General features: G+C 42.7%; 14 protein-coding genes and 1 pseudogene. 11 read left to right on the top strand and 4 right to left on the bottom strand.

Features of this window, described 5'->3' with window-relative positions:
* Positions 1-29: 29 nt before the first annotated feature.
* Positions 30-254: a mother cell protein YfhS gene (gene yfhS, locus M5V91_RS15825; protein ID WP_019383506.1), complete on the bottom strand. Its 225-nt coding sequence runs from the start codon at positions 252-254 to the stop codon at positions 30-32.
* Between the two features lie 281 nt (positions 255-535).
* Between yfhS and fabL the strand changes: the two genes are divergently transcribed.
* The 10 genes and pseudogenes from fabL to nikC all read left to right on the top strand — a co-directional run bounded on the left by fabL (position 536) and on the right by nikC (position 10,776).
* Positions 536-1,285 carry an enoyl-[acyl-carrier-protein] reductase FabL gene (gene fabL / locus M5V91_RS15820; RefSeq protein WP_009335837.1) on the top strand — a complete coding sequence of 250 codons (750 nt, stop codon included), beginning with the start codon at positions 536-538 and terminating at the stop codon, positions 1,283-1,285.
* 86 nt (positions 1,286-1,371) lie between these two features.
* Positions 1,372-1,563: a gamma-type small acid-soluble spore protein gene (locus M5V91_RS15815; protein WP_009335838.1), complete on the top strand. Its 192-nt coding sequence runs from the start codon at positions 1,372-1,374 to the stop codon at positions 1,561-1,563.
* Positions 1,564-1,772: 209 nt separating this feature from the next.
* On the top strand, positions 1,773-2,024 hold the full coding sequence (locus M5V91_RS15810) for a YgaB family protein (protein ID WP_009335839.1): 252 nt from the start codon (positions 1,773-1,775) through the stop codon (positions 2,022-2,024).
* Positions 2,025-2,315: 291 nt separating this feature from the next.
* Positions 2,316-2,846 (top strand): nucleoside tri-diphosphate phosphatase, encoded by a 531-nt coding sequence (gene ntdP / locus M5V91_RS15805; RefSeq protein WP_009335840.1) that lies wholly within the window; start codon positions 2,316-2,318, stop codon positions 2,844-2,846.
* Between the two features lie 174 nt (positions 2,847-3,020).
* On the top strand, positions 3,021-4,769 hold the full coding sequence (locus M5V91_RS15800) for an ABC transporter ATP-binding protein (protein ID WP_009335841.1): 1,749 nt from the start codon (positions 3,021-3,023) through the stop codon (positions 4,767-4,769).
* Between the two features lie 320 nt (positions 4,770-5,089).
* A pseudogene (locus tag M5V91_RS15795) lies at positions 5,090-6,105 on the top strand (ABC transporter ATP-binding protein).
* Positions 6,080-7,048, top strand: a complete 969-nt coding sequence (locus M5V91_RS15790; RefSeq protein ID WP_009335843.1) for an ABC transporter ATP-binding protein — start codon at positions 6,080-6,082, stop codon at positions 7,046-7,048. Before M5V91_RS15795 ends, M5V91_RS15790 begins: the two are co-directional and overlap by 26 nt.
* 78 nt (positions 7,049-7,126) lie before the next feature.
* Positions 7,127-8,737 carry an ABC transporter substrate-binding protein gene (locus M5V91_RS15785; RefSeq protein ID WP_009335844.1) on the top strand — a complete coding sequence of 537 codons (1,611 nt, stop codon included), beginning with the start codon at positions 7,127-7,129 and terminating at the stop codon, positions 8,735-8,737.
* 119 nt (positions 8,738-8,856) lie between these two features.
* Complete coding sequence (locus M5V91_RS15780) at positions 8,857-9,861, top strand: ABC transporter permease (protein WP_009335845.1); 1,005 nt, start codon at positions 8,857-8,859, stop codon at positions 9,859-9,861.
* A 54-nt stretch (positions 9,862-9,915) separates the two neighbouring features.
* Positions 9,916-10,776: a nickel transporter permease gene (gene nikC, locus M5V91_RS15775; protein WP_050807843.1), complete on the top strand. Its 861-nt coding sequence runs from the start codon at positions 9,916-9,918 to the stop codon at positions 10,774-10,776.
* Between the two features lie 59 nt (positions 10,777-10,835).
* Here the strand turns inward: nikC and M5V91_RS15770 are convergent, their stop codons facing one another.
* Positions 10,836-11,915: an FUSC family protein gene (locus M5V91_RS15770; RefSeq protein WP_009335847.1), complete on the bottom strand. Its 1,080-nt coding sequence runs from the start codon at positions 11,913-11,915 to the stop codon at positions 10,836-10,838.
* 218 nt (positions 11,916-12,133) lie between these two features.
* On the opposite strand from M5V91_RS15770, the gene M5V91_RS15765 reads away from it, so the two are divergent.
* A complete protein-coding gene (locus tag M5V91_RS15765) occupies positions 12,134-12,310 on the top strand; it encodes a hypothetical protein (protein ID WP_009335848.1) in 177 nt (58 codons plus the stop codon).
* A gap of 119 nt (positions 12,311-12,429) precedes the next feature.
* Here M5V91_RS15765 and M5V91_RS15760 read toward each other — a convergent pair whose 3' ends face one another.
* Entirely contained in the window at positions 12,430-16,902 is a 4,473-nt protein-coding gene (locus M5V91_RS15760; RefSeq protein WP_251173936.1) for a glutamate synthase-related protein, read from the bottom strand.
* Between the two features lie 414 nt (positions 16,903-17,316).
* On the bottom strand, positions 17,317-18,609 hold the full coding sequence (locus tag M5V91_RS15755; RefSeq protein ID WP_019383513.1) for a glutamate-1-semialdehyde 2,1-aminomutase: 1,293 nt from the start codon (positions 18,607-18,609) through the stop codon (positions 17,317-17,319).
* Positions 18,610-18,732 lie beyond the last annotated feature (123 nt).

The raw sequence follows: 18,732 nt of genomic DNA, 5'->3' as shown, positions 1-18,732 counted from the left end.
AAGGAGGCGTGCCCCCTTTTTCTATATGATTAATCGTAGCTTACCCGGGTTCCATGCGTATAATCAGCTTCCTGTCTTTTCAAGCCGCCGCGGTTTTCTATTTCTTCGATGATTTCCCTATGGATGGTTTGGCCCTCAGCATTTAAATAAGGCATGATCTGCTGAAATGAATGATGGTAAAAAGCAAGCTCACTGTCCTTCCAGTCTGATTTTGACATCATAGAGAGCTCTGTCATATCACGTCCGACAAACAATTGCCATCTTCCTTTCCTTATTTGGATTACAAATAGTGTTTTAATTCGAATTGCCATATATACATGGAAAAAGCTAAAATGAAATCGGTAAGGGGTTTTATTTAGGCTGTTTTTTAAAATTTTGGTGCTGTTAAATTCAAACAAAGTTTAACATGCAGAGTTGGTTAGAGCGGAGGACACTTGCACCAAACTAGAGAGAACAGCTTAATTTTTAAATTCCCGTTATAACAATCCCTAAAACAGTTTGGAACAGGAATACATAACAGAAAGGAAACTGAATCATGACACAAAAAGTAGCACTGATAACAGGAAGCAGCAGAGGAATTGGAAAGGCAACGGCCATCAGGCTTGCCAAAGAAGGCTATGACATTGTCATCAATTACGCACGCAGCAAATCGGCTGCAAATGAAACAGCAGCCGAAATTGAGGCACTGGGAAGAAAAGTCCTGGTTGTAAAAGCAAACGTAGGTGACGTAGAAAAAATTAAAGGGCTATTCCAGGAGATTGAGCGTGAATTTGGAAGGCTGGATGTGTTTGTAAACAATGCAGCATCCGGTGTACTGCGCCCGGCAATGGAACTGGAAGAATCCCATTGGGACTGGACAATGAATATTAACAGCAAAGCTCTGCTTTTCTGCGGACAGGAAGCTGCAAAGCTGATGGAGAAAAATGGCGGCGGAAAAATAGTAAGCATCAGCTCCCTGGGATCGATCCGCTACCTGGAAAACTATACGACTGTGGGGGTTTCAAAAGCCGCATTAGAAGCATTGACACGCTACTTGGCTATTGAACTGGCTCCCAAAAATATCGTCGTAAACGCTGTTTCAGGCGGTGCAGTTGATACTGAAGCTTTAAAACATTTCCCTAACCGTGCAGAGCTTCTCGAAGAAGCAAAGACCAAAACTCCTGCAGGGCGTATGGTGGAAATTGAAGATATGGTTAATACAGTAATGTTTTTGATAAGTGAGGATTCCAGCATGATCCGCGGCCAAACGATTATTGTGGATGGAGGCATTTCACTGCTTGTTTAATGAGAAAATGGATATCTTTGGTATTTAAAAAAGTTGGATAGTTTCCTCCGCTCTCGGTTAAATTAATGAGCGTGGAGGTGATTATAATGGCTAAACAACCAAACCAAACTCAAGCTGGAACTAACGTTCAAGAAGTGAGACAACAAAACGCACAATCTGCTGGACAAGGCCAATTCGGAACTGAATTTGCCAGCGAAACAAACGCTGCTGAAGTAAGACAGCAAAACCAGCAAGCTGAAGCTCGTAAAGGTCAAAATGCCGGCAAACAAAGCCGCTAATAACATTTAAAGAAAGAAACCGCCTTTTAAATGGAAAGGGCGGTTTCTTCTTTTTTGTGCGGATTAGAATTAAAGTCCCCAGTCAATTTTTTATCTCTGGTCATCACTTCGACAAAACTTCCATAAAGTCAACATAACTAGTCAAAGGGTTAAAAAAAGGTGCATCGAAATATAAAGATAGGAAAAATAATGGGGACGGTGAAACAAACATGGAGAACTTTAACAGTTTAGTTTCAGAACAGATGAAAACGATGGAAAAGCTTCTTTATCTTCAAAGTGAATTGGAACGCTGCCAAGAGATTGAAGAAGAATTGAAGGCAATTCAGCAGGAAACGGAGCTTGAAAGTGTACAGTATGAGATTGCAAGGATGAAAGAAGAACTGAAAGAAATTCATCGTATATTTGAGGAACAGACCGAAGAGGTCATCCGCTCCTATCAGGAAGTAAATGTAACTGTTTAAAAATAACTTTCCTTCCCTAAATCCATCTGTTCTTCTATACCTATAAAATCAGCTATATATCCTTTTTTTAAAGCCGTTGATACATTTCAATGGCTCTTTGTTTTAAAAATTTCCTTTTACCGTTATAATAGTAGAAAACAGGAATCGTACTTTGTTGCCTTTTTCTTTTGGATAGTATTGAGTCATGCTGTGCAGTAAACGCCGGCATGAAGGGGAGGACGCCTATTAAATGGCGCCAAAAAAAGTATTTTCAGGTTGCAAAGCTTCCGGAATGGAAAGTAGGGGAAAAAAATGGCGGTACCCATCGAAGGCGAACCAATGCAAATACACAGCTATAAACATAATGGGCATATCCACCGCGTCTGGGAGGAAACAACCGTATTAAAAGGGACACAAAATTTAGTGATTGGCGGAAATGACCGGACAATCGTAACAGAATCTGACGGAAGAACATGGGTGACAAGAGAGCCAGCCATTTGTTATTTCCATTCACAGCACTGGTTTAATGTGATTGGAATGATTCGGGAAGATGGTGTTTATTATTACTGCAATATCAGTTCACCATTCATTTTTGACGGAGAAGCGTTAAAGTATATTGATTATGATCTTGATATTAAAGTGTATCCGGATATGACATTCAATCTGCTTGACGAAGATGAGTATGAACGGCACCGTCAGGAGATGAATTATCCCGATGTAATTGACAGCATCCTTAAATCGAATGTTGACAATCTCATCCATTGGATCCGTCAGAGAAAAGGACCTTTTGCACCCGACTTTATTGATATATGGTATGAACGTTATCTTACTTACAGACGCTAAAAAATGGCTGAATGCCGAAAAAACGCCTGTTGGACCTTGAGTCAGCAGGTTTTTATTTTTGTCCAGATCTGCATGATTACCAGGTTTAGGGGTAAGTTTAAAAAAATAATTGGAAATATCGGCTGATAGTCCAAAATAAAAAAGCTGCATGATGAAGAGAGGGGAGCGATCCGGTTGGACAGTATAAAGAGATATTTGAAATTCGTAAAGCCGTATCGGCTTCAGATTATCGGAACCATTATAATAGGCATCATTAAATTTGCCATTCCACTTTTGATTCCGCTTCTGATTAAGTATGTAATTGATGATATTATTGGCAATGAGGCATTAAGCCAAAGCGATAAGACCAGCACACTTTTAATGGTTATGGCTGTGATGATTGCTTTATTTGTCATCGCCCGTCCGCCAATTGAGTATTACCGCCAATACTTTGCCCAATGGGTGGCAAGCAAAATTCTATATGATATCCGGGATAAGCTTTTTACCCACATTCAAAAGCTAAGCTTCCGGTTCTATGCAAATACAAGAACAGGGGAAGTCATCTCCAGGGTCATAAATGATGTTGAGCAAACCAAAACATTCGTAGTAACCGGTTTAATGAATTTATGGCTTGATGTGGCAACTATTTTAATAGCAGTTGTCATTATGCTGAATATGGATGTTACGTTGACGATTGTGTCTCTGCTTTTATTTCCATTTTATGCTTTTTCAGTCAAATACTTTTTTGGGAACCTCAGAAAGCTGACAAGGGCCCGTTCTCAGGCTCTTGCAGAAGTACAGGGCTATCTGCATGAACGTGTTCAGGGGATGGCAGTTGTTAAAAGCTTTGCAATTGAAGATTATGAGCAAACCCAATTTGATGCGCAAAATAAAAATTTCCTGACAAAAGCGATCGACCATACGAAGTGGAACGCAAAGGCATTTGCAGTTGTTAACACCATTACAGATATTTCACCGCTTTTAGTAATTGGCTATTCAGGATACCAGGTTATCCAGGGGGAAATTTCTCTCGGTGTCATGATGGCGTTTGTCGCTTATATAGATAGATTGTACGGCCCGCTGAGACGGCTTGTTAACTCATCAACAACCTTAACTCAATCGATAGCATCCATGGATCGAGTATTCGAATTAATTGATGAGAAATATGATATAGACGATTCTTCTGATGCAATCCAATGCCGGAATGTTAAAGGGCATATCCAATTTGAAGAAGTAAGCTTTTCTTACAATGAGAATGAGCCTCCAGTATTAAAGAAAATAAATCTTGATGTATCAGCAGGGGAGACAATTGCCCTTGTTGGGATGAGCGGAGGAGGGAAATCCTCATTAGTAGGGCTGATTCCGCGTTTTTATGATGTCAACGAAGGCAGAATCCTGCTTGATGGCACTGATATCCGTTCATTTAAGGTAAGGAGCCTTCGCGATAAAATTGGCATGGTGCTTCAGGATAATATTTTGTTCAGCGAATCGGTTAAAACAAACATTCTTCTCGGCAAACCCGATGCCAACGAGGATGAAGTAATAGAAGCTGCCAAGGCTGCCAATGCCCACGAATTTATTATGAATTTGCCTGAAGGTTATGATACCAAGGTAGGCGAGCGCGGTGTGAAGCTCTCGGGAGGGCAAAAGCAGCGGATCGCCATTGCGAGAATTTTTTTGAAAAACCCGCCGATCCTTGTGCTGGATGAAGCCACTTCAGCCCTTGATTTAGAGAGTGAACATCTGATACAGGAAGCATTAGAAAAATTGGCTAAAGACCGCACGACTTTTATCGTGGCTCATCGCCTTTCCACCATCACTCATGCGGATAGAATTATCCTGATAGAGCATGGTGAAATTTCTGAAGCTGGAAGCCATGAGGAATTAATGAAAAAACAAGGTAATTATTATAAGCTTTTTCAAGTTCAGCAGCTTGAAAATTAGGTTTAAAAGCCGGCTCTATTACAGGGCCGGCTTTATTGTGCGCTTTTTTATAGCAATGCGTTAAATTACTATAGTGTTAAAACTGCTGCCGGCAAATAACGGTCATTAATCTCCATCTTTTTCATAAATATTAGTAGGATATTACTTACAAAATCATGTCTAAAAATATATAATGTTTACTATATTTAAATAATTTAGAAAAATGAGTAGACTTAACCAATCTTTTTTTATAGAATGAAAAAAAGATAGTGACCTAAGGTCCAATATTGTTAAAAATGTCCCATTTCATAGAAAAGGACGTTCAAGAAAGGAGTATCCGTGTGACTCAAGCTCCAGTTTTAGATGTAAAGCAGCTGAGGACTTCCTTTTTTCTTCAGATGGAGAAGTTCCCGCCGTGGACGATATCAGCTTCTCGGTTAACAAGGGTGAAATTCTTGGAATTGTAGGTGAATCGGGCTGTGGAAAGAGTGTTACATCACTCTCCATTATGAAGCTGATTCCACAGCCCCCGGGAAAAATTACGGGCGGCGAAATCCTCTTGGATGGAGAAGATCTTGTTAATGCATCAGAAAAAAGAATGCGTGAATTAAGAGGCAATGAAGTGGCTATGATTTTCCAGGAGCCGATGACTTCATTAAATCCTTTATTTACAATTGGAGATCAGCTGGTAGAAGGAATCAAATTACATAAAAAATTAAAAAAGAAAGCCGCGAGCCAGCAGGCAGTTGAAATGCTGAAGCTTGTTGGACTGCCAAGGGCAGAGCAGATTATGAAGGAATACCCCCATCAGCTCTCAGGGGGAATGAGGCAAAGGGTAATGATTGCCATGGCTTTGTCCTGCCATCCGCGCCTTTTGATCGCGGATGAGCCGACGACCGCTTTAGACGTTACAATCCAGGCCCAAATTCTATCTTTAATGAAGAATCTAAATGAAAAACTGGATACAGCTATTATTATGATCACACATGATTTAGGGGTAGTAGCTGAAGTCTGTGAACGGGTAATTGTTATGTATGCAGGGAAAATAGTGGAAGAGGCTCCGGTAGAAGAGATATTCAAAAACCCAAAGCACCCTTATACCCAGGGACTACTTCAATCAGTGCCTGATGTAAGAGAAAAGAAGGAGCGTCTATATTCCATACCGGGAAATGTCCCAAAACCGGGCTCCATCAAGACTGGATGCCGTTTTGCAGCGCGCTGTGAATTTGTCCATGACCGCTGCATAACGGAAAGTCCTCCGCTTTACAATGTCGAAAAAGCAGAACAGCATACGGTGCGCTGTTTCCTGCATGAGTCTGGGGGTGTCATTAATGACCGAAGTGCTGTTGGAAGTTAATCAGTTAAAAAAGTATTTTCCAGTATCCGGCGGTCTGTTTGGAAGAAAACAAGGCGATGTGAAAGCGGTTGACGATATCAGCTTCTTCGTCAATAAAGGTGAAACGCTTGGATTGGTCGGTGAATCAGGATGCGGCAAATCAACCACGGGCAGAATGCTGATGCGCCTGATAGAACCAACAGAGGGAAAAGTAGTTTTTGAAGGCAAGGATCTGACTGCCCTCAACTCGGCGGAAATGCGCAAAATGAGAAAGGAAATGCAGATGGTATTCCAGGATCCTTTTGCTTCCTTAAATCCGCGCCATACAGTTGAGCAGATTTTGGAGGAGCCTCTCATTGTCCACGGAATCGGCAATAAGGAAGAGCGTAAACGGAGGGTAAGGGAGATGCTTGAGGTTGTCGGCCTCAGCAGCTACCATGCCAAGCGCTATCCGCATCAATTCAGCGGCGGCCAAAGACAGAGGATTGGAATTGCAAGAGCATTGATGACCAAGCCTAAGCTGATCATTGCAGATGAGCCTGTTTCAGCTCTTGATGTATCCATTCAATCACAGGTGCTCAACCTGCTGGAAGATCTGCAAAAGGAATTCCAGCTGACGTATATATTCATTGCCCATGATCTCGGGGTTGTTAAACATATCAGTGATAGAGTTGGTGTTATGTATCTTGGAAGATTAGTAGAGATCACAACATCTGACCAGCTCTACGATAAACCGCTGCACCCGTATACAAAGGCTTTGCTTGGTGCAGTTCCCATCCCTGATCCGACTTTAAAGAAAGACAGGGAGCTATTGACTGGGGACATTCCAAGTCCGCAGAATCCGCCAACAGGATGTGCATTCCATACAAGATGCAAAGAATGCATGGAGATCTGCAAAACAGAGAGGCCGCAGCTGAAGGAAATAGAACCAGGTCACTTTGCAGCCTGCCATCTTTATAGCTGAGCTATAAAAAGGGCAGAACTGCATGGATGATAAATAGGTTAATAGCCGATACCGGCAAAAGAAAAAAGGGGGAAAACAATGAAAAAGCGCAATGGCATTTGGTTTCTTGTTGCAGCTTTGCTTCTGTCACTGGCTCTTGCCGGCTGCAGCAGCAACTCAAGCAGCGGAACGAAAGACGAAAAGGATAAAGAGAAAGGTACAGATACAGAAGAAACGTCTTCAGGCGGCACATTAGTATTTGGCCGAGGCGGTGACTCTACTTCGCTTGATCCCGCTATCACAACAGAAGGTGAGTCATTTAAAGTTACAAAAAACATCTATGAAACTCTGATTGAATTTGGTGAGCAGGATACAGAAATTCAGCCTGGCCTTGCTACTGAATGGGAAGCAAGTGAAGACGGGCTAAAGCATACATTAAAGCTTCGTGAAGGCGTAAAGTTCCACGATGGAACTGATTTTAATGCCGAAGCGGTTGTCTTCAACTTTGAAAGATGGAAAGCTGGAAACGCTGAACAGTTCTATTACTATAACTCTCAGTTCGGAGACAAGATCTCTGAAGTAAAAGCTGTAGATGATTACACAGTTGAATTTACTTTAAACAAGCCAATTGCACCATTCTTAAAGAACCTTGCAATGTCACCATTTGGAATTGCCAGCCCGGCTGCTATTGAAAAGCACGGTGAAAAGTTCCTTCACAACCCGGTTGGGACAGGACCATTTGTATTTAAGGAATACAAAGCAAACGATCGCATTACTCTTGTGAAAAATGAAGAATACTGGCAGGAAGGTCTTCCAAAGCTTGATGAGGTTATCTTCCGTGTTATTCCAGAAAACTCTGCGCGTCTAAATGCATTGGCTACAGGTGAAGTAGACTTAATCGATGGTGTTAACTTCAGTGATGTTGGCCAAATCGAAGGAAACCCGGACCTTCAAACTTTTGAACGTCCATCATTAAACGTAGCTTACCTTGGATTGACAAGCACCCGCGGACCATTAAAAGATAAGAAAGTCCGCCAGGCATTGAACTATGCTGTTGATAAGCAAGCGCTAATTGATGCTTTCTATGCTGGTGCAGCTGAGCCTGCGAAAAACCCAATGCCTTCAGTTGTAGCTGGCTATAACGATGATGTTGTAGATTATGAATACGATCCTGAAAAGGCTAAAGAACTTTTAAAAGAAGCAGGATATGAAAATGGATTTGAAATGGAACTATGGGCAATGCCGGTTCCTAGACCATATATGCCGGATGGACAAAAAGTGGCTGAAGCACTTCAAGCCAACTTTGATGCAATCGGTGTTAAAGCAAAAATCGTTACTTATGAGTGGGGTACTTACCTGGATAAAGCCAAGAATGGTGAAGCTGATACATTCCTATTAGGATGGACTGGCGACAATGGGGATGCTGATAACTTCCTATATGTGCTTCTTGACCAGGACAGCATCGGCTCCAACAACTACACTTACTATGAAAACCCTGAGGTGCATGAATTGCTTGTAAAGGCTCAGGCTAGTGCGGATCAGGCAGAGCGTGAAGAGCTTTACAAACAGGCTCAGGTTCTGATCAAAGAAGATGCTCCATGGATTCCGCTTGTCCACTCAAGGCCAATCCTTGCGGGCAAGGCTGATATCACAGGCTTCAAGCCGCATCCAACAGGTTCTGATTTACTGGCAACTGTAGAATTTAAATAAGATGCTTTTCAAGTGAGATAGGTATACTTCTTATATTCAAGGAAAAGGGAGTACAGTTCTGTAGCTCCCTTTTCTATTCCAACAAATTTTAGACAACCTTCAAGAGAGGTGAAATGGCAATGCTGTCCTATACACTAAAACGTTTGTTTTCCCTTATTCCAGTTTTGCTGGGGCTTTCCCTTATCGTCTTTTTTATGATTCGGGCAATTCCTGGTAATCCGGCACAGATTATCTTGGGACAATTGGCAACAAAAGAAGCAGTAGAGGAATTAACGAAGCAGCTGGGGCTTGATCAGCCTTGGTACCTTCAATATTTTACATACCTTGGCGGGCTCTTCACGGGGGACCTTGGAGAATCACTCCGTACGAAAACAGAAATTAGCCAGGAAATTTGGCCGTATCTGGCTGCAACAATTGAACTTACATTCGTTGCCATGTTAATTGCTGTTTTTATCGGTGTGAATGCCGGAATCATCAGTGCATGGTATCAGAATTCCTGGTTTGATTATGTGGCAATGGTGCTTGCACTTATTGGTGTTTCCATGCCAATCTTCTGGCTTGGTTTAATGGAGCAGTGGGCATTTGCCATTAAGCTGGACTGGCTTCCTACCTCAGGAAGGGAAGAAGTAAGAAATCCGATTACGGCCATTACGAACATATATATGATTGATACCCTCCTGCAGGGAAGAATGGATCAATTCTGGGATGTTATCAGACACTTGATTCTGCCGGCATTTGCCCTGGCGACAATTCCAATGGCGATCATTGCGAGAATTACACGTTCTACGATGCTTGAAGTAATGAGATCTGATTTTGTCAGGACGGCGAGGGCAAAAGGCTTAAGAATGTTCTGGGTCGTTTATAAGCACTCGTTAAAGAATGCCATCATTCCAGTTCTTACAATTATCGGTCTTCAAATGGGACTATTGCTTGGAGGAGCGATTTTAACAGAGACGATTTTCAGCTGGCCGGGTATCGGACGTTATATTTATGAGGCTATCAATTATCGTGACTATCCTGTTATCCAGTCAGGCATACTTGTCATTGCATTTATCTTTGTCATGATCAATCTAATTGTGGACTTGCTGTATGCAGCAATCGATCCGCGCATTAAATATAATTAAGGAGGGGGAACGGACTTGGAACTTTCAAGACAAAAAGACCTTCAGCCGCCTATTATGCCAGCTGAAGAAAAAGCAGTTTCCCCCTGGGTGGAAGCATGGAGGAGCTTTAGAAAAAATAAACTAGCTTTAATTGGCACCATTATTGTATTATTTTTCATTCTTCTGGCTGTATTTGCACCGCTTATTGCGCCGCAGGGAATTAATGAGCAAATGCTGTCAAAAAGGCTTCAGGCACCATCAGGCGAGCATTGGTTTGGAACGGATGACTTCGGCAGGGATATCTTCTCAAGAGTTGTTTATGGGGCAAGGATCTCCTTATGGGTAGGGTTTCTGGCCGTAATCGGATCTATTGTAGTTGGCTGCCTTTTAGGTGTAGTAGCAGGGTATTATGGCAAATGGGTTGATACAATTATCTCCCGCATTTTCGATATCATGCTGGCTTTCCCAAGCATCTTGCTGGCCATTGCGATTGTGGCAGTGCTTGGCCCATCATTGAGAAATGCCCTGATTGCCATTGCGGTAATCAATATTCCTAACTTTGGCAGACTTATTCGTTCAAGGGTGCTGAGTGTAAAACAGGAAGAATATATAATGGCCGCAAAAGCGATCGGAATGAGCAACAGCCGGATTCTCTTCAGGCATGTGCTCCCAAATAGCATGGCTCCGATTATTGTACAGGGAACACTTGCCATCGCAACAGCAATCATTGAATGTGCTGCCCTTGGATTTCTTGGCCTTGGTGCAGAGGCGCCAAATCCTGAATGGGGAAAAATGCTTTCTGATGCTAAGGCATATCTAATACAGGCTCCATGGACGATGATTTTCCCCGGGCTTGCGATTATGCTTACGGTTCTAGGTTTTAACTTAATGGGTGATGGATTAAGGGATGCACTTGACCCAAGAATGAAGAACTAACAAAAAAAGCAGCTGAAATCAGCTGCTTTTTCCTATGATTGTTAGTTTATATCCCCCGGCTATTCGGAGTTCTCCGGTATTGAAACCTCATTTTCCTCTTTATGATATGCCTGAAAACTGGAAATAAGCTTATCAAGGTGTTCCACATGTTCATCATAATCAACAATAGCTGATACAACTTGCATGATATGAGGGAGAATGGATTCTTCATCATGCTCATACTCTTTATGCTGAGCCAGGAAAAGGTTCACCAGTTCCTTTCTGCTCAGGCTGAAGTCGCCTTCCTCAAAAACTACATTCGGCCGGACTTTTCCAATAAATTTAAGCATGACGTGTTCATGATAGTGGATAAGGATATCAAGCTGCTGCTGAACTGCATGCTGAAATTCTTCTGGCATTTGCAGCAGATCATTTTCATAGCGGTGAAGCTTTTTTAACGTTTCCAGTGAGCGTTTAACAGTCGAGATCATTTGCCTATATATAACGAGTTTTCTGGATTTAACCTGATCATTGCGTTTAAAATAATTTCTTTCCTCTTTATACATTAAGTACAGCTGATCAAGCTTCACATTGCTTTCTTTCATTTTATCAATATCGTTTTTGAGCAGTTTGTGTTCAGACGCATGCCGTATATTTAGCCTGATCCATTTGGTAATTTCCTCCGTGCTATTGGATATTTTAAAGTAAAGTTTATTTTCGTATTTAGGAGGAAGAAATACAAGGTTAACGATAAAAGCCGATAATACACCAAGCATAATGGTTGAAAAACGAATAAGTGCAAACTGCAAAAAGGTATCGCCAGGTGTTTCCATAATGGCAATCAGGGTTACAAGTGACAGTCCAATCGTGTTTTCGATTTTAAGCTTTAGATTAATCGTGATAACAATAATAGCTGCCAGACCTATAATGAAGACATCGTTGCCGAATAATAGCACGAAAATCACGGCAATTACTGCACCGATCGCATTACCCTGGATCTGTTCAACAATAGATAGATAAGATCTGTAAATAGTCGGCTGAACAGCAAAGATAGCTGCAATTCCTGCAAAGATTGGAGCAGGCAGATGAAAGAGTTCCGATAATAAAAGAGCTAGAATGATTGCGATTCCCGTCTTAAGTATGCGGGCGCCAAGTTTCATACAATAAATGTCCTTTCTTTCTTTAAGATTTTTTATCTTGTGGTTCATTAAAAAGCAAGTTGAATTAAACCGTAATTACAGTAATTATACATACTTTAAACGGTTTTGCTCATTATTAAACAATATTGTACTATACAGGGATATGGAAAGAAGTTCAAGGGGCATTTTCATGAAATTTTTATTAAAAGTTGTAAAAAAGATAAAGGTGCCTAAACGATGTGAAAAGTTTAAGAGAACGGAGAATAGTGCGGCTGGCGAAGCACGGAAACAGTGATGGAAATCATGTGGTGGAATATTGCCGCTGGGGGAGCACTGAAACAGCGGAACTCAAGGAGCGTAATAGTGCCGCTTGGCGAAGTGGGGAAGTAGCGAAAGGAACTCAAGGAGCGGAATAGTGCGCTGGACGAAGCACAGAAGCAGTGAAAGAAACTGGGAGTTGTGCCAAAACAGAATAAAAAAGCCAAACTAAGACTAAAAGCCCCATCCGCTGAAACGGTTGGGGCTTGGTTGGTCATCACTCTGTGGAAACAGAAGGATCTGCCTGTTCTTTGACAGGAATGACTTGAACGAAGTGGTCTTCCGGATGATTAAGAAGGGAAGCAAGCTTTGAGGCTTCTTCTTCCTGGCCTTGATCGTTCAACAGTGCAACGTATTGGCCAAGCAGGTCTTTTACATCTTCCTTTCCTTTATCGGAAAGAGGAGTAACAGAGACTTTTGCTCCCTTGGCAATTCTGCGCTGGATGGCTTCTTTTGTTAAGCCCATTTCCGGCTGGTGTCTTAGGTAAACAACACCGCCTGTCATTCCTGCGCAGATCCATGGACCGGCATCACCCAGAACCAGGCCTCGGCCATTAGTCATATACTCAAAGGCAAACCCTTTAATATTTGCATTTGAACCGATATTGCCGTATTCCTTTTCAGGCAGCGGCTTTTGCAGCTGGCCGCCGATAATCATGTCTGCTCCAGATAATCTGATTCCGGCACGGGCGTCAGCATTTCCTTGTGCCACAAGCAAACCTTGCTGAGCGCCATAACCAAAGCCTTTACCAACAGAGCCATTATAAAACTTGCCATTCTTGCCTTTTGCTTTAAAGATTTTAATTTGTCCGCCGAAAGAAGTTTTTCCGATGCCATCCTGTGCTCCTCCAGCAACTTCGATGTTGATGCCGAAACTGTTGTAAGCTCCAAGGCCATTGCCCGGGATGGATCCGCCTTTGTATTTCAAATCAACTTGCGGAAGAGTTTTATAAGAACCGTCGAGTCTGTCTCTTACACGGTGGCAGGATACTCGGCTTCCCAGTACTCGCTGCTCGGAAGTGATGCTATGGAACTCACGTGACTGATGTAATTCTTCCACACTTGCATCCAGATACTCTGCTCCAACAGCCACCTGCAGCTGGGCTTCCTTTAGTGCTTCAGGTGTTTCCTGGACTGAGAATTGGCCGATTTCAAGTGTTTTCAGAAGGTGAGTCAGATCAAGCTGATCCTGGCCCTTAATCTGTACAAGCAGGTCAGAACGTCCAACTGCATCCTGCAGGTTTTTTACACCAATTGAAGCTGCCAGTGCTTTCAGTTCGTTGCCAAAAGCAGTAAACAGGTTCATGATGCCTTGGACAGCAAGGTCGAATTGACGAGGAACAAACCTTCTTAAACCATGTTCCTTCGCCTGTGCTTCTGAATCAATTTGTGTTGCAATACCAACATGGCAAGTATCAAGATGGCAGCCGCGGCATGTTGTACAGCCGATAGCAAGCATGGAAAGTGTACCAAAGCCTACACGGTTAGCACCTAGCAGCATAACCTTCAATACGTCTGCTGCACTCTTGATTCCGCCATCAGCCCAAAGCTCCACATTATCGCGGATTCCTGCCTCCAGAAGGGCATTGTGGGCTGCCTTAACACCAATTTCAACCGGAAGGCCTACATGCTGCAAGGCATGAATTCTTGCTGCCCCTGTACCTCCGTCAAAACCGCTCAGTGTGATTATATCGGCACCAGCTTTTGCAATCCCGACTGCAATGGTTCCAATATTCGGCACAACTGGCACCTTTACCGAAACTTTAGCTTTGTCATTGGCTGTTTTAAGCTCGTGAATCATCTGTGCCAAATCTTCAATCGAGTAGATGTCATGATTGTTGGAAGGTGAAATCAAATCCGATCCAATTGTTGCATTACGTGCCTCGGCAATTTTTGCAGTTACCTTGGATCCAGGAAGGTGACCTCCTTCACCAGGCTTTGCACCCTGCCCTATTTTTATTTCCAGCAGGTTGGATGAATTAAGGAGCTCGGCATTAACACCGAAGCGTCCTGATGCCACTTGTTGTCCGCGGGTTCTCGGATATTTTCCAAGCATATCCTTGATTTCTCCGCCTTCGCCATTCAGGCTGACCATGTTCAAGCGGTCAGCACCTTCAGCATAGGCTCTGAAGGCTGTTTCATTCTGAGATCCAAATGACATGGAGGAAATGACAAATGGCAGGTCATGCTCGCCCACATGCAGGCTGATATCCTCAGGATTTAAATGAGAAGCAGTTTCCTTAAATCCGGTTAAATGACGGATTGTTGTTGGATTCTGGTCTTCCTGTTCTGTGATTTTTTCCTTATATGCATTGTAGTCACCAGTTGAGGCAACTTCGCCGATCGCTTTCCAGATTCGGGGGAAAAGGCTGAATGTTTTTCCGATCCGTTCTTTTTCATTCTGGTAATCTTCTGCTCTTGCAAATGCATCTTCCTTTAAAGCGCTAAAGCTAAATGAAAGCTCCTTAGATCCGAAGAAATTCACTATATTCAGGTATTCGGCTAATTCTTCGTGAAGACCAATGGCAGAGAATAAACGTCCATAGCCTCTTAATTCATGAATGCCGATTGTTGAAATGACTTTTTCCAGTCCTTTAGTCAGAGCTGAATATAAATTCTTAAGCGGTGTTTCAGATTCGCCAAGAACTGTCATAAACATATAGTAAGGACTTATAATATCAGCGCCTAAACCGAATGCTGTGATGATATCATGAAGCGATCTGATTGAACCTGAGCGCAGCAATAGGGAACATTCACGGCGCACAGCCTCTTTTACAAGAGCTTGATCGATCGCAGAGACCGCAAGGTGCGGATCAATCCAGTAAGCGTCCTCCTGATGAGCATTGGCGTCGTCTAGTACAAGCAGGGTTTTGCCATTTTTGACAGCATCAACTGCTTCTGCTGATAAACGGTCTAAAGCTTCTTTTACCGTTTCATCTTTCGTAAATGTGGTAGACAAATAAGATATCAGCTTTTGTTCCTGATAGAAGCAGGTTACCTGATCGTAGCTCGGCTGATTAAGTTCAACGGAACATTCATAGCCTGCTTTGCCTTCTATTAAAATAGGAGTCTGCAATTCAATTACGGCCCCTGGCTCCTGTTTTTCAAATAAAGAAGGACGCTGGCCGATAATCGTGCGGGTTGAGAAATGCTCAGTTTCCCGGTCACGGTCAATGGCAGGGTTTGTAACGACAGCAACACTTTCCTTAATAAAATCTGCGATGTTTTTCCGCTGAGGATTTAGTGCTGCTAAAGGAGAGTCGTGTCCAAGAGAACGAATTGGCTCCGCTCCTTTTTCTGCCATTTGCTCTACCAGCTGGACATGATCTCTCTCCCAGCCGAAAGCTTTATACTGCCCGTTATGAATCTTATCCGGATAGTTTACAGAGACGGTTTTCTCCAGTTTAGGAGATTGCAGGCGAATCCGGAAGTTATCAGTGTTCACACGCTTTGAAAATCTGTTAAAAACTTCAGCCTGATAATGGCTGTGTTCGTATACTGCAAGTGTATCTCCGTCCCATTTTAAACCAACCTTTTCACCTGGTGAAAGCGGCTTAGGTTCATTTACATATTCACTGGATGGGATGATACCAGGCTCAGAAGAGAACAGATAAGAACTTTCAGTTTCCAGCATCCAAAGCGGGCGGAGACCCAGCGCATCGACACTGAAAACAGCTTCATCGGCAAAACGGGAAATAATTCCTGCTGGACCTTGAGCAAAATGTCCCCATGCTTCACGGATATAGGCGTACATATCCTGAAGGTGATCAGGGTATGATTTGATTTCATTCACGATAGGCGGGAACATAACATCCATTGCTTCAAACAGGGTAAATCCATCCCTGCAGATAAATGTTTCAAGTGTTCTGCTCAAATCCTGAGAATCACTGCCGTCTTTTACAAGCGGAACGCCAACCATTTTGGCTTCATCCCTAAGCTTGGCAATCGTGTTGATTTCTCCGTTATGTCCTAACACACTAAAAGGCTGCACGCGGAAAAAGCTTGATAATGTGTTAGTGGAATAGCGATTGTGCCCAAGAGTCATTGTTGAAGCAACAAGCGGGCTTGCTAAATCATGATAGTATTTAGGCAGAATGTCTCCCGCTCCCATTACTTTGTATACAGCATGATGCTGGCTAAGGGAAGCGACATGAACATGTTCGTCTTCTTCAAAGTCAACAATCAATTCAAAGAGCTTCTTGGAAAGCTCTCCGCCATTCTCCTCTGCTAAACAGGCAAACTGCCAGAATACAGGATTCTCCTGAATGGCAATGGGACCTAAAGCTGAGGACTCGGTTACTTCATCAGATGCATAAATAACCATTAGATTTGCGTCAGCAAGCTTTTGCAGCAAAATGGCTTTAAGTGATTCAGTATCCTGCTTTCTGGACATGAACACATGTCCAACGACAAATCCTTCTTTTTCTGCTGCTTTAGGATCTGCTCCTGCTTGTTTTAACTTTTCTTTCCATAGCTCTCTTGGGATATCAATATGAATCCCTACGCCGTCGCCTTCTCCATTTATAAAACCGGCACGGTGATTCATCGTAACGAGTGCATTGATACAGCTGAAAATATTCTCGCGGGTTGGGACTTTCTTTTTCTCCATTGCAGAAACAATGCCGCACGCATCGTGCTCCTGGCGGTGAAACTCTTTAAAAAGTGAAGGACTCCATTGCTGTAATGTCATAAAATTCGGCTGAAAATAAGGCTGTGCCTTAAAGCCGTTCACCTCCTGAAAAATAGTAATCTATAAAAATTTAGTGTTTACGGGTTTTAAATGAGGCTGCTGCAAAGTTAATCTTGTTTTGAAAGGATAAATGCATAGGCATTTATTAAATGAATAGTTCGATTATTCGGGACAGGCTAATAATATATTAAACTTTTTATGCCAGCGTAATCCGCTCTTACACAAAAGATTTCTCCCATCATATCATATGAATTTTCAGAAATCAATTATTTATACAAAAAGTTGGATATGATTAGAAGGGGGACATTAGTTTGTGTATAAAAAATCGCCTTGTTTGTAAACGTTTTCATTACTGGAGTTAAAGAAAACGGAAGCATTTCTGCTCCCGTTAATGTATAAAAATATGAATATTTATTAGTCTTTTAATTGCTGAAATGCGTTTTGAACCGCATGAATTGTTGCGTGGATATCTTCCTCGGTATGCGCAATTGTCATAAACCATGCTTCATATTTTGATGGAGCCAGGTTTATTCCCTGATTGAGCATCAGCTTGAAGAATTTTGCAAACATTTCTCCATCTGTATTTTCCGCCTGTTCATAATTCACAACTTTTTCTTCCGTAAAGTAGATTGTCAGGGCACCTTTTAATCGGTTAATTGTTATGGGAATGTTATGTTCTTCTGCAGCTGCACTAATGCCTTTTTCAAGCAATTCGCCAAGCCGGTCCAGATATTCATAGACACCAGGCTGTTTCAATACTTCGAGACATGCAATTCCTGACAGAATCGAAGCTGGATTACCAGCCATTGTACCTGCTTGATATGCAGGACCTAACGGAGCTACTGTTTCCATGATTTCCTTCTTCCCGCCATACGCACCGATTGGAAGGCCGCCGCCTATGATTTTCCCCATAGCTGTCAAGTCTGGTTTTACGCCTAGCAGGTCCTGGGCACCGCCATACATAAACCGGAATGCTGTGATGACTTCATCATAAATGACTAGTGCCCCGGCTGCATGTGTTAATTCGTTAACCTGTTCCAAAAACCCTGGTTTGGGTTCAACAATTCCAAAGTTGCCGACAATCGGTTCCACCAGGACGGCAGCGATTTGGTCGCCCCATTTTTCCAGCGCTTCCTTATATGGTTCGATTTCATTGAAAGGAACTGTGATCACTTCCTGGGCAATGCTCTTTGGAACCCCGGCAGAGTCAGGGGTTCCAAGTGTTGACGGCCCTGACCCTGCAGCAACCAGTACAAGATCGGAATGGCCGTGATAGCAGCCTGCAAACTTAATGATTTTGTCCCTGCCCGTATAGGCTCTTGCAACACGGATCGTGGTCATGACCGCTTCAGTTCCTGAGTTCACAAAGCGGACTTTATCCAAATTAGGCATTGCTTCCTTTAGCATTTCCGCGAATTTCACTTCATGTGGTGTAGGAGTTCCATATAATACTCCGCGCTCAGCTGCTGTTTTTATTGCTTCTGTAATATGGGGGTGAGCATGCCCGGTAATGATGGGACCATAAGCAGCCAGATAATCAATATATTGATTGCCGTCCACATCCCAGAAATAAGCGCCCTGTGCACGTTCCATTGCAACCGGCGAGCCGCCTCCAACTGCTTTATAGGAGCGGGAAGGACTGTTCACCCCGCCGACAATATGTTCTAAAGCCTGTTTATGCAGCCGTTCAGAATTAGTAAATTGCATGTTAATCCTCCTGATAAAATCCAATTATACGTTCATCATTATTTTAACATGTTTGGAAGGGGCTTCGTCCAATCTAAGGGGAAGGCGGACTATTCTGTATTTTAGAAAGCGGAAATGGAGCAA

The sequence above is a fragment of the Cytobacillus pseudoceanisediminis genome, from assembly GCF_023516215.1.
In the GTDB taxonomy this organism is placed as follows: Bacteria; Bacillota; Bacilli; order Bacillales; family Cytobacillaceae; genus Cytobacillus; species Cytobacillus pseudoceanisediminis.
Note: the sequence above shows the minus strand (reverse complement) of the source record. Positions and strands in the feature narration are given on the sequence as shown.

Bases quoted from the DNA above. Each gene is read 5' to 3' on its own strand.
- M5V91_RS15770 (WP_009335847.1), bottom strand. From the start codon at position 11,915: ATGAAACTTGGCGCCCGCATACTTAAGACGGGAATCGCAATCATTCTA.
- ntdP (WP_009335840.1), top strand. From the start codon at position 2,316: ATGGCGGTACCCATCGAAGGCGAACCAATGCAAATACACAGCTATAAA.
- M5V91_RS15785 (WP_009335844.1), top strand. From the start codon at position 7,127: ATGAAAAAGCGCAATGGCATTTGGTTTCTTGTTGCAGCTTTGCTTCTG.
- M5V91_RS15780 (WP_009335845.1), top strand. From the start codon at position 8,857: ATGCTGTCCTATACACTAAAACGTTTGTTTTCCCTTATTCCAGTTTTG.
- fabL (WP_009335837.1), top strand. From the start codon at position 536: ATGACACAAAAAGTAGCACTGATAACAGGAAGCAGCAGAGGAATTGGA.
- nikC (WP_050807843.1), top strand. From the start codon at position 9,916: ATGCCAGCTGAAGAAAAAGCAGTTTCCCCCTGGGTGGAAGCATGGAGG.
- M5V91_RS15790 (WP_009335843.1), top strand. From the start codon at position 6,080: ATGACCGAAGTGCTGTTGGAAGTTAATCAGTTAAAAAAGTATTTTCCA.
- M5V91_RS15810 (WP_009335839.1), top strand. From the start codon at position 1,773: ATGGAGAACTTTAACAGTTTAGTTTCAGAACAGATGAAAACGATGGAA.
- M5V91_RS15760 (WP_251173936.1), bottom strand. From the start codon at position 16,902: ATGACATTACAGCAATGGAGTCCTTCACTTTTTAAAGAGTTTCACCGC.
- M5V91_RS15815 (WP_009335838.1), top strand. From the start codon at position 1,372: ATGGCTAAACAACCAAACCAAACTCAAGCTGGAACTAACGTTCAAGAA.
- M5V91_RS15755 (WP_019383513.1), bottom strand. From the start codon at position 18,609: ATGCAATTTACTAATTCTGAACGGCTGCATAAACAGGCTTTAGAACAT.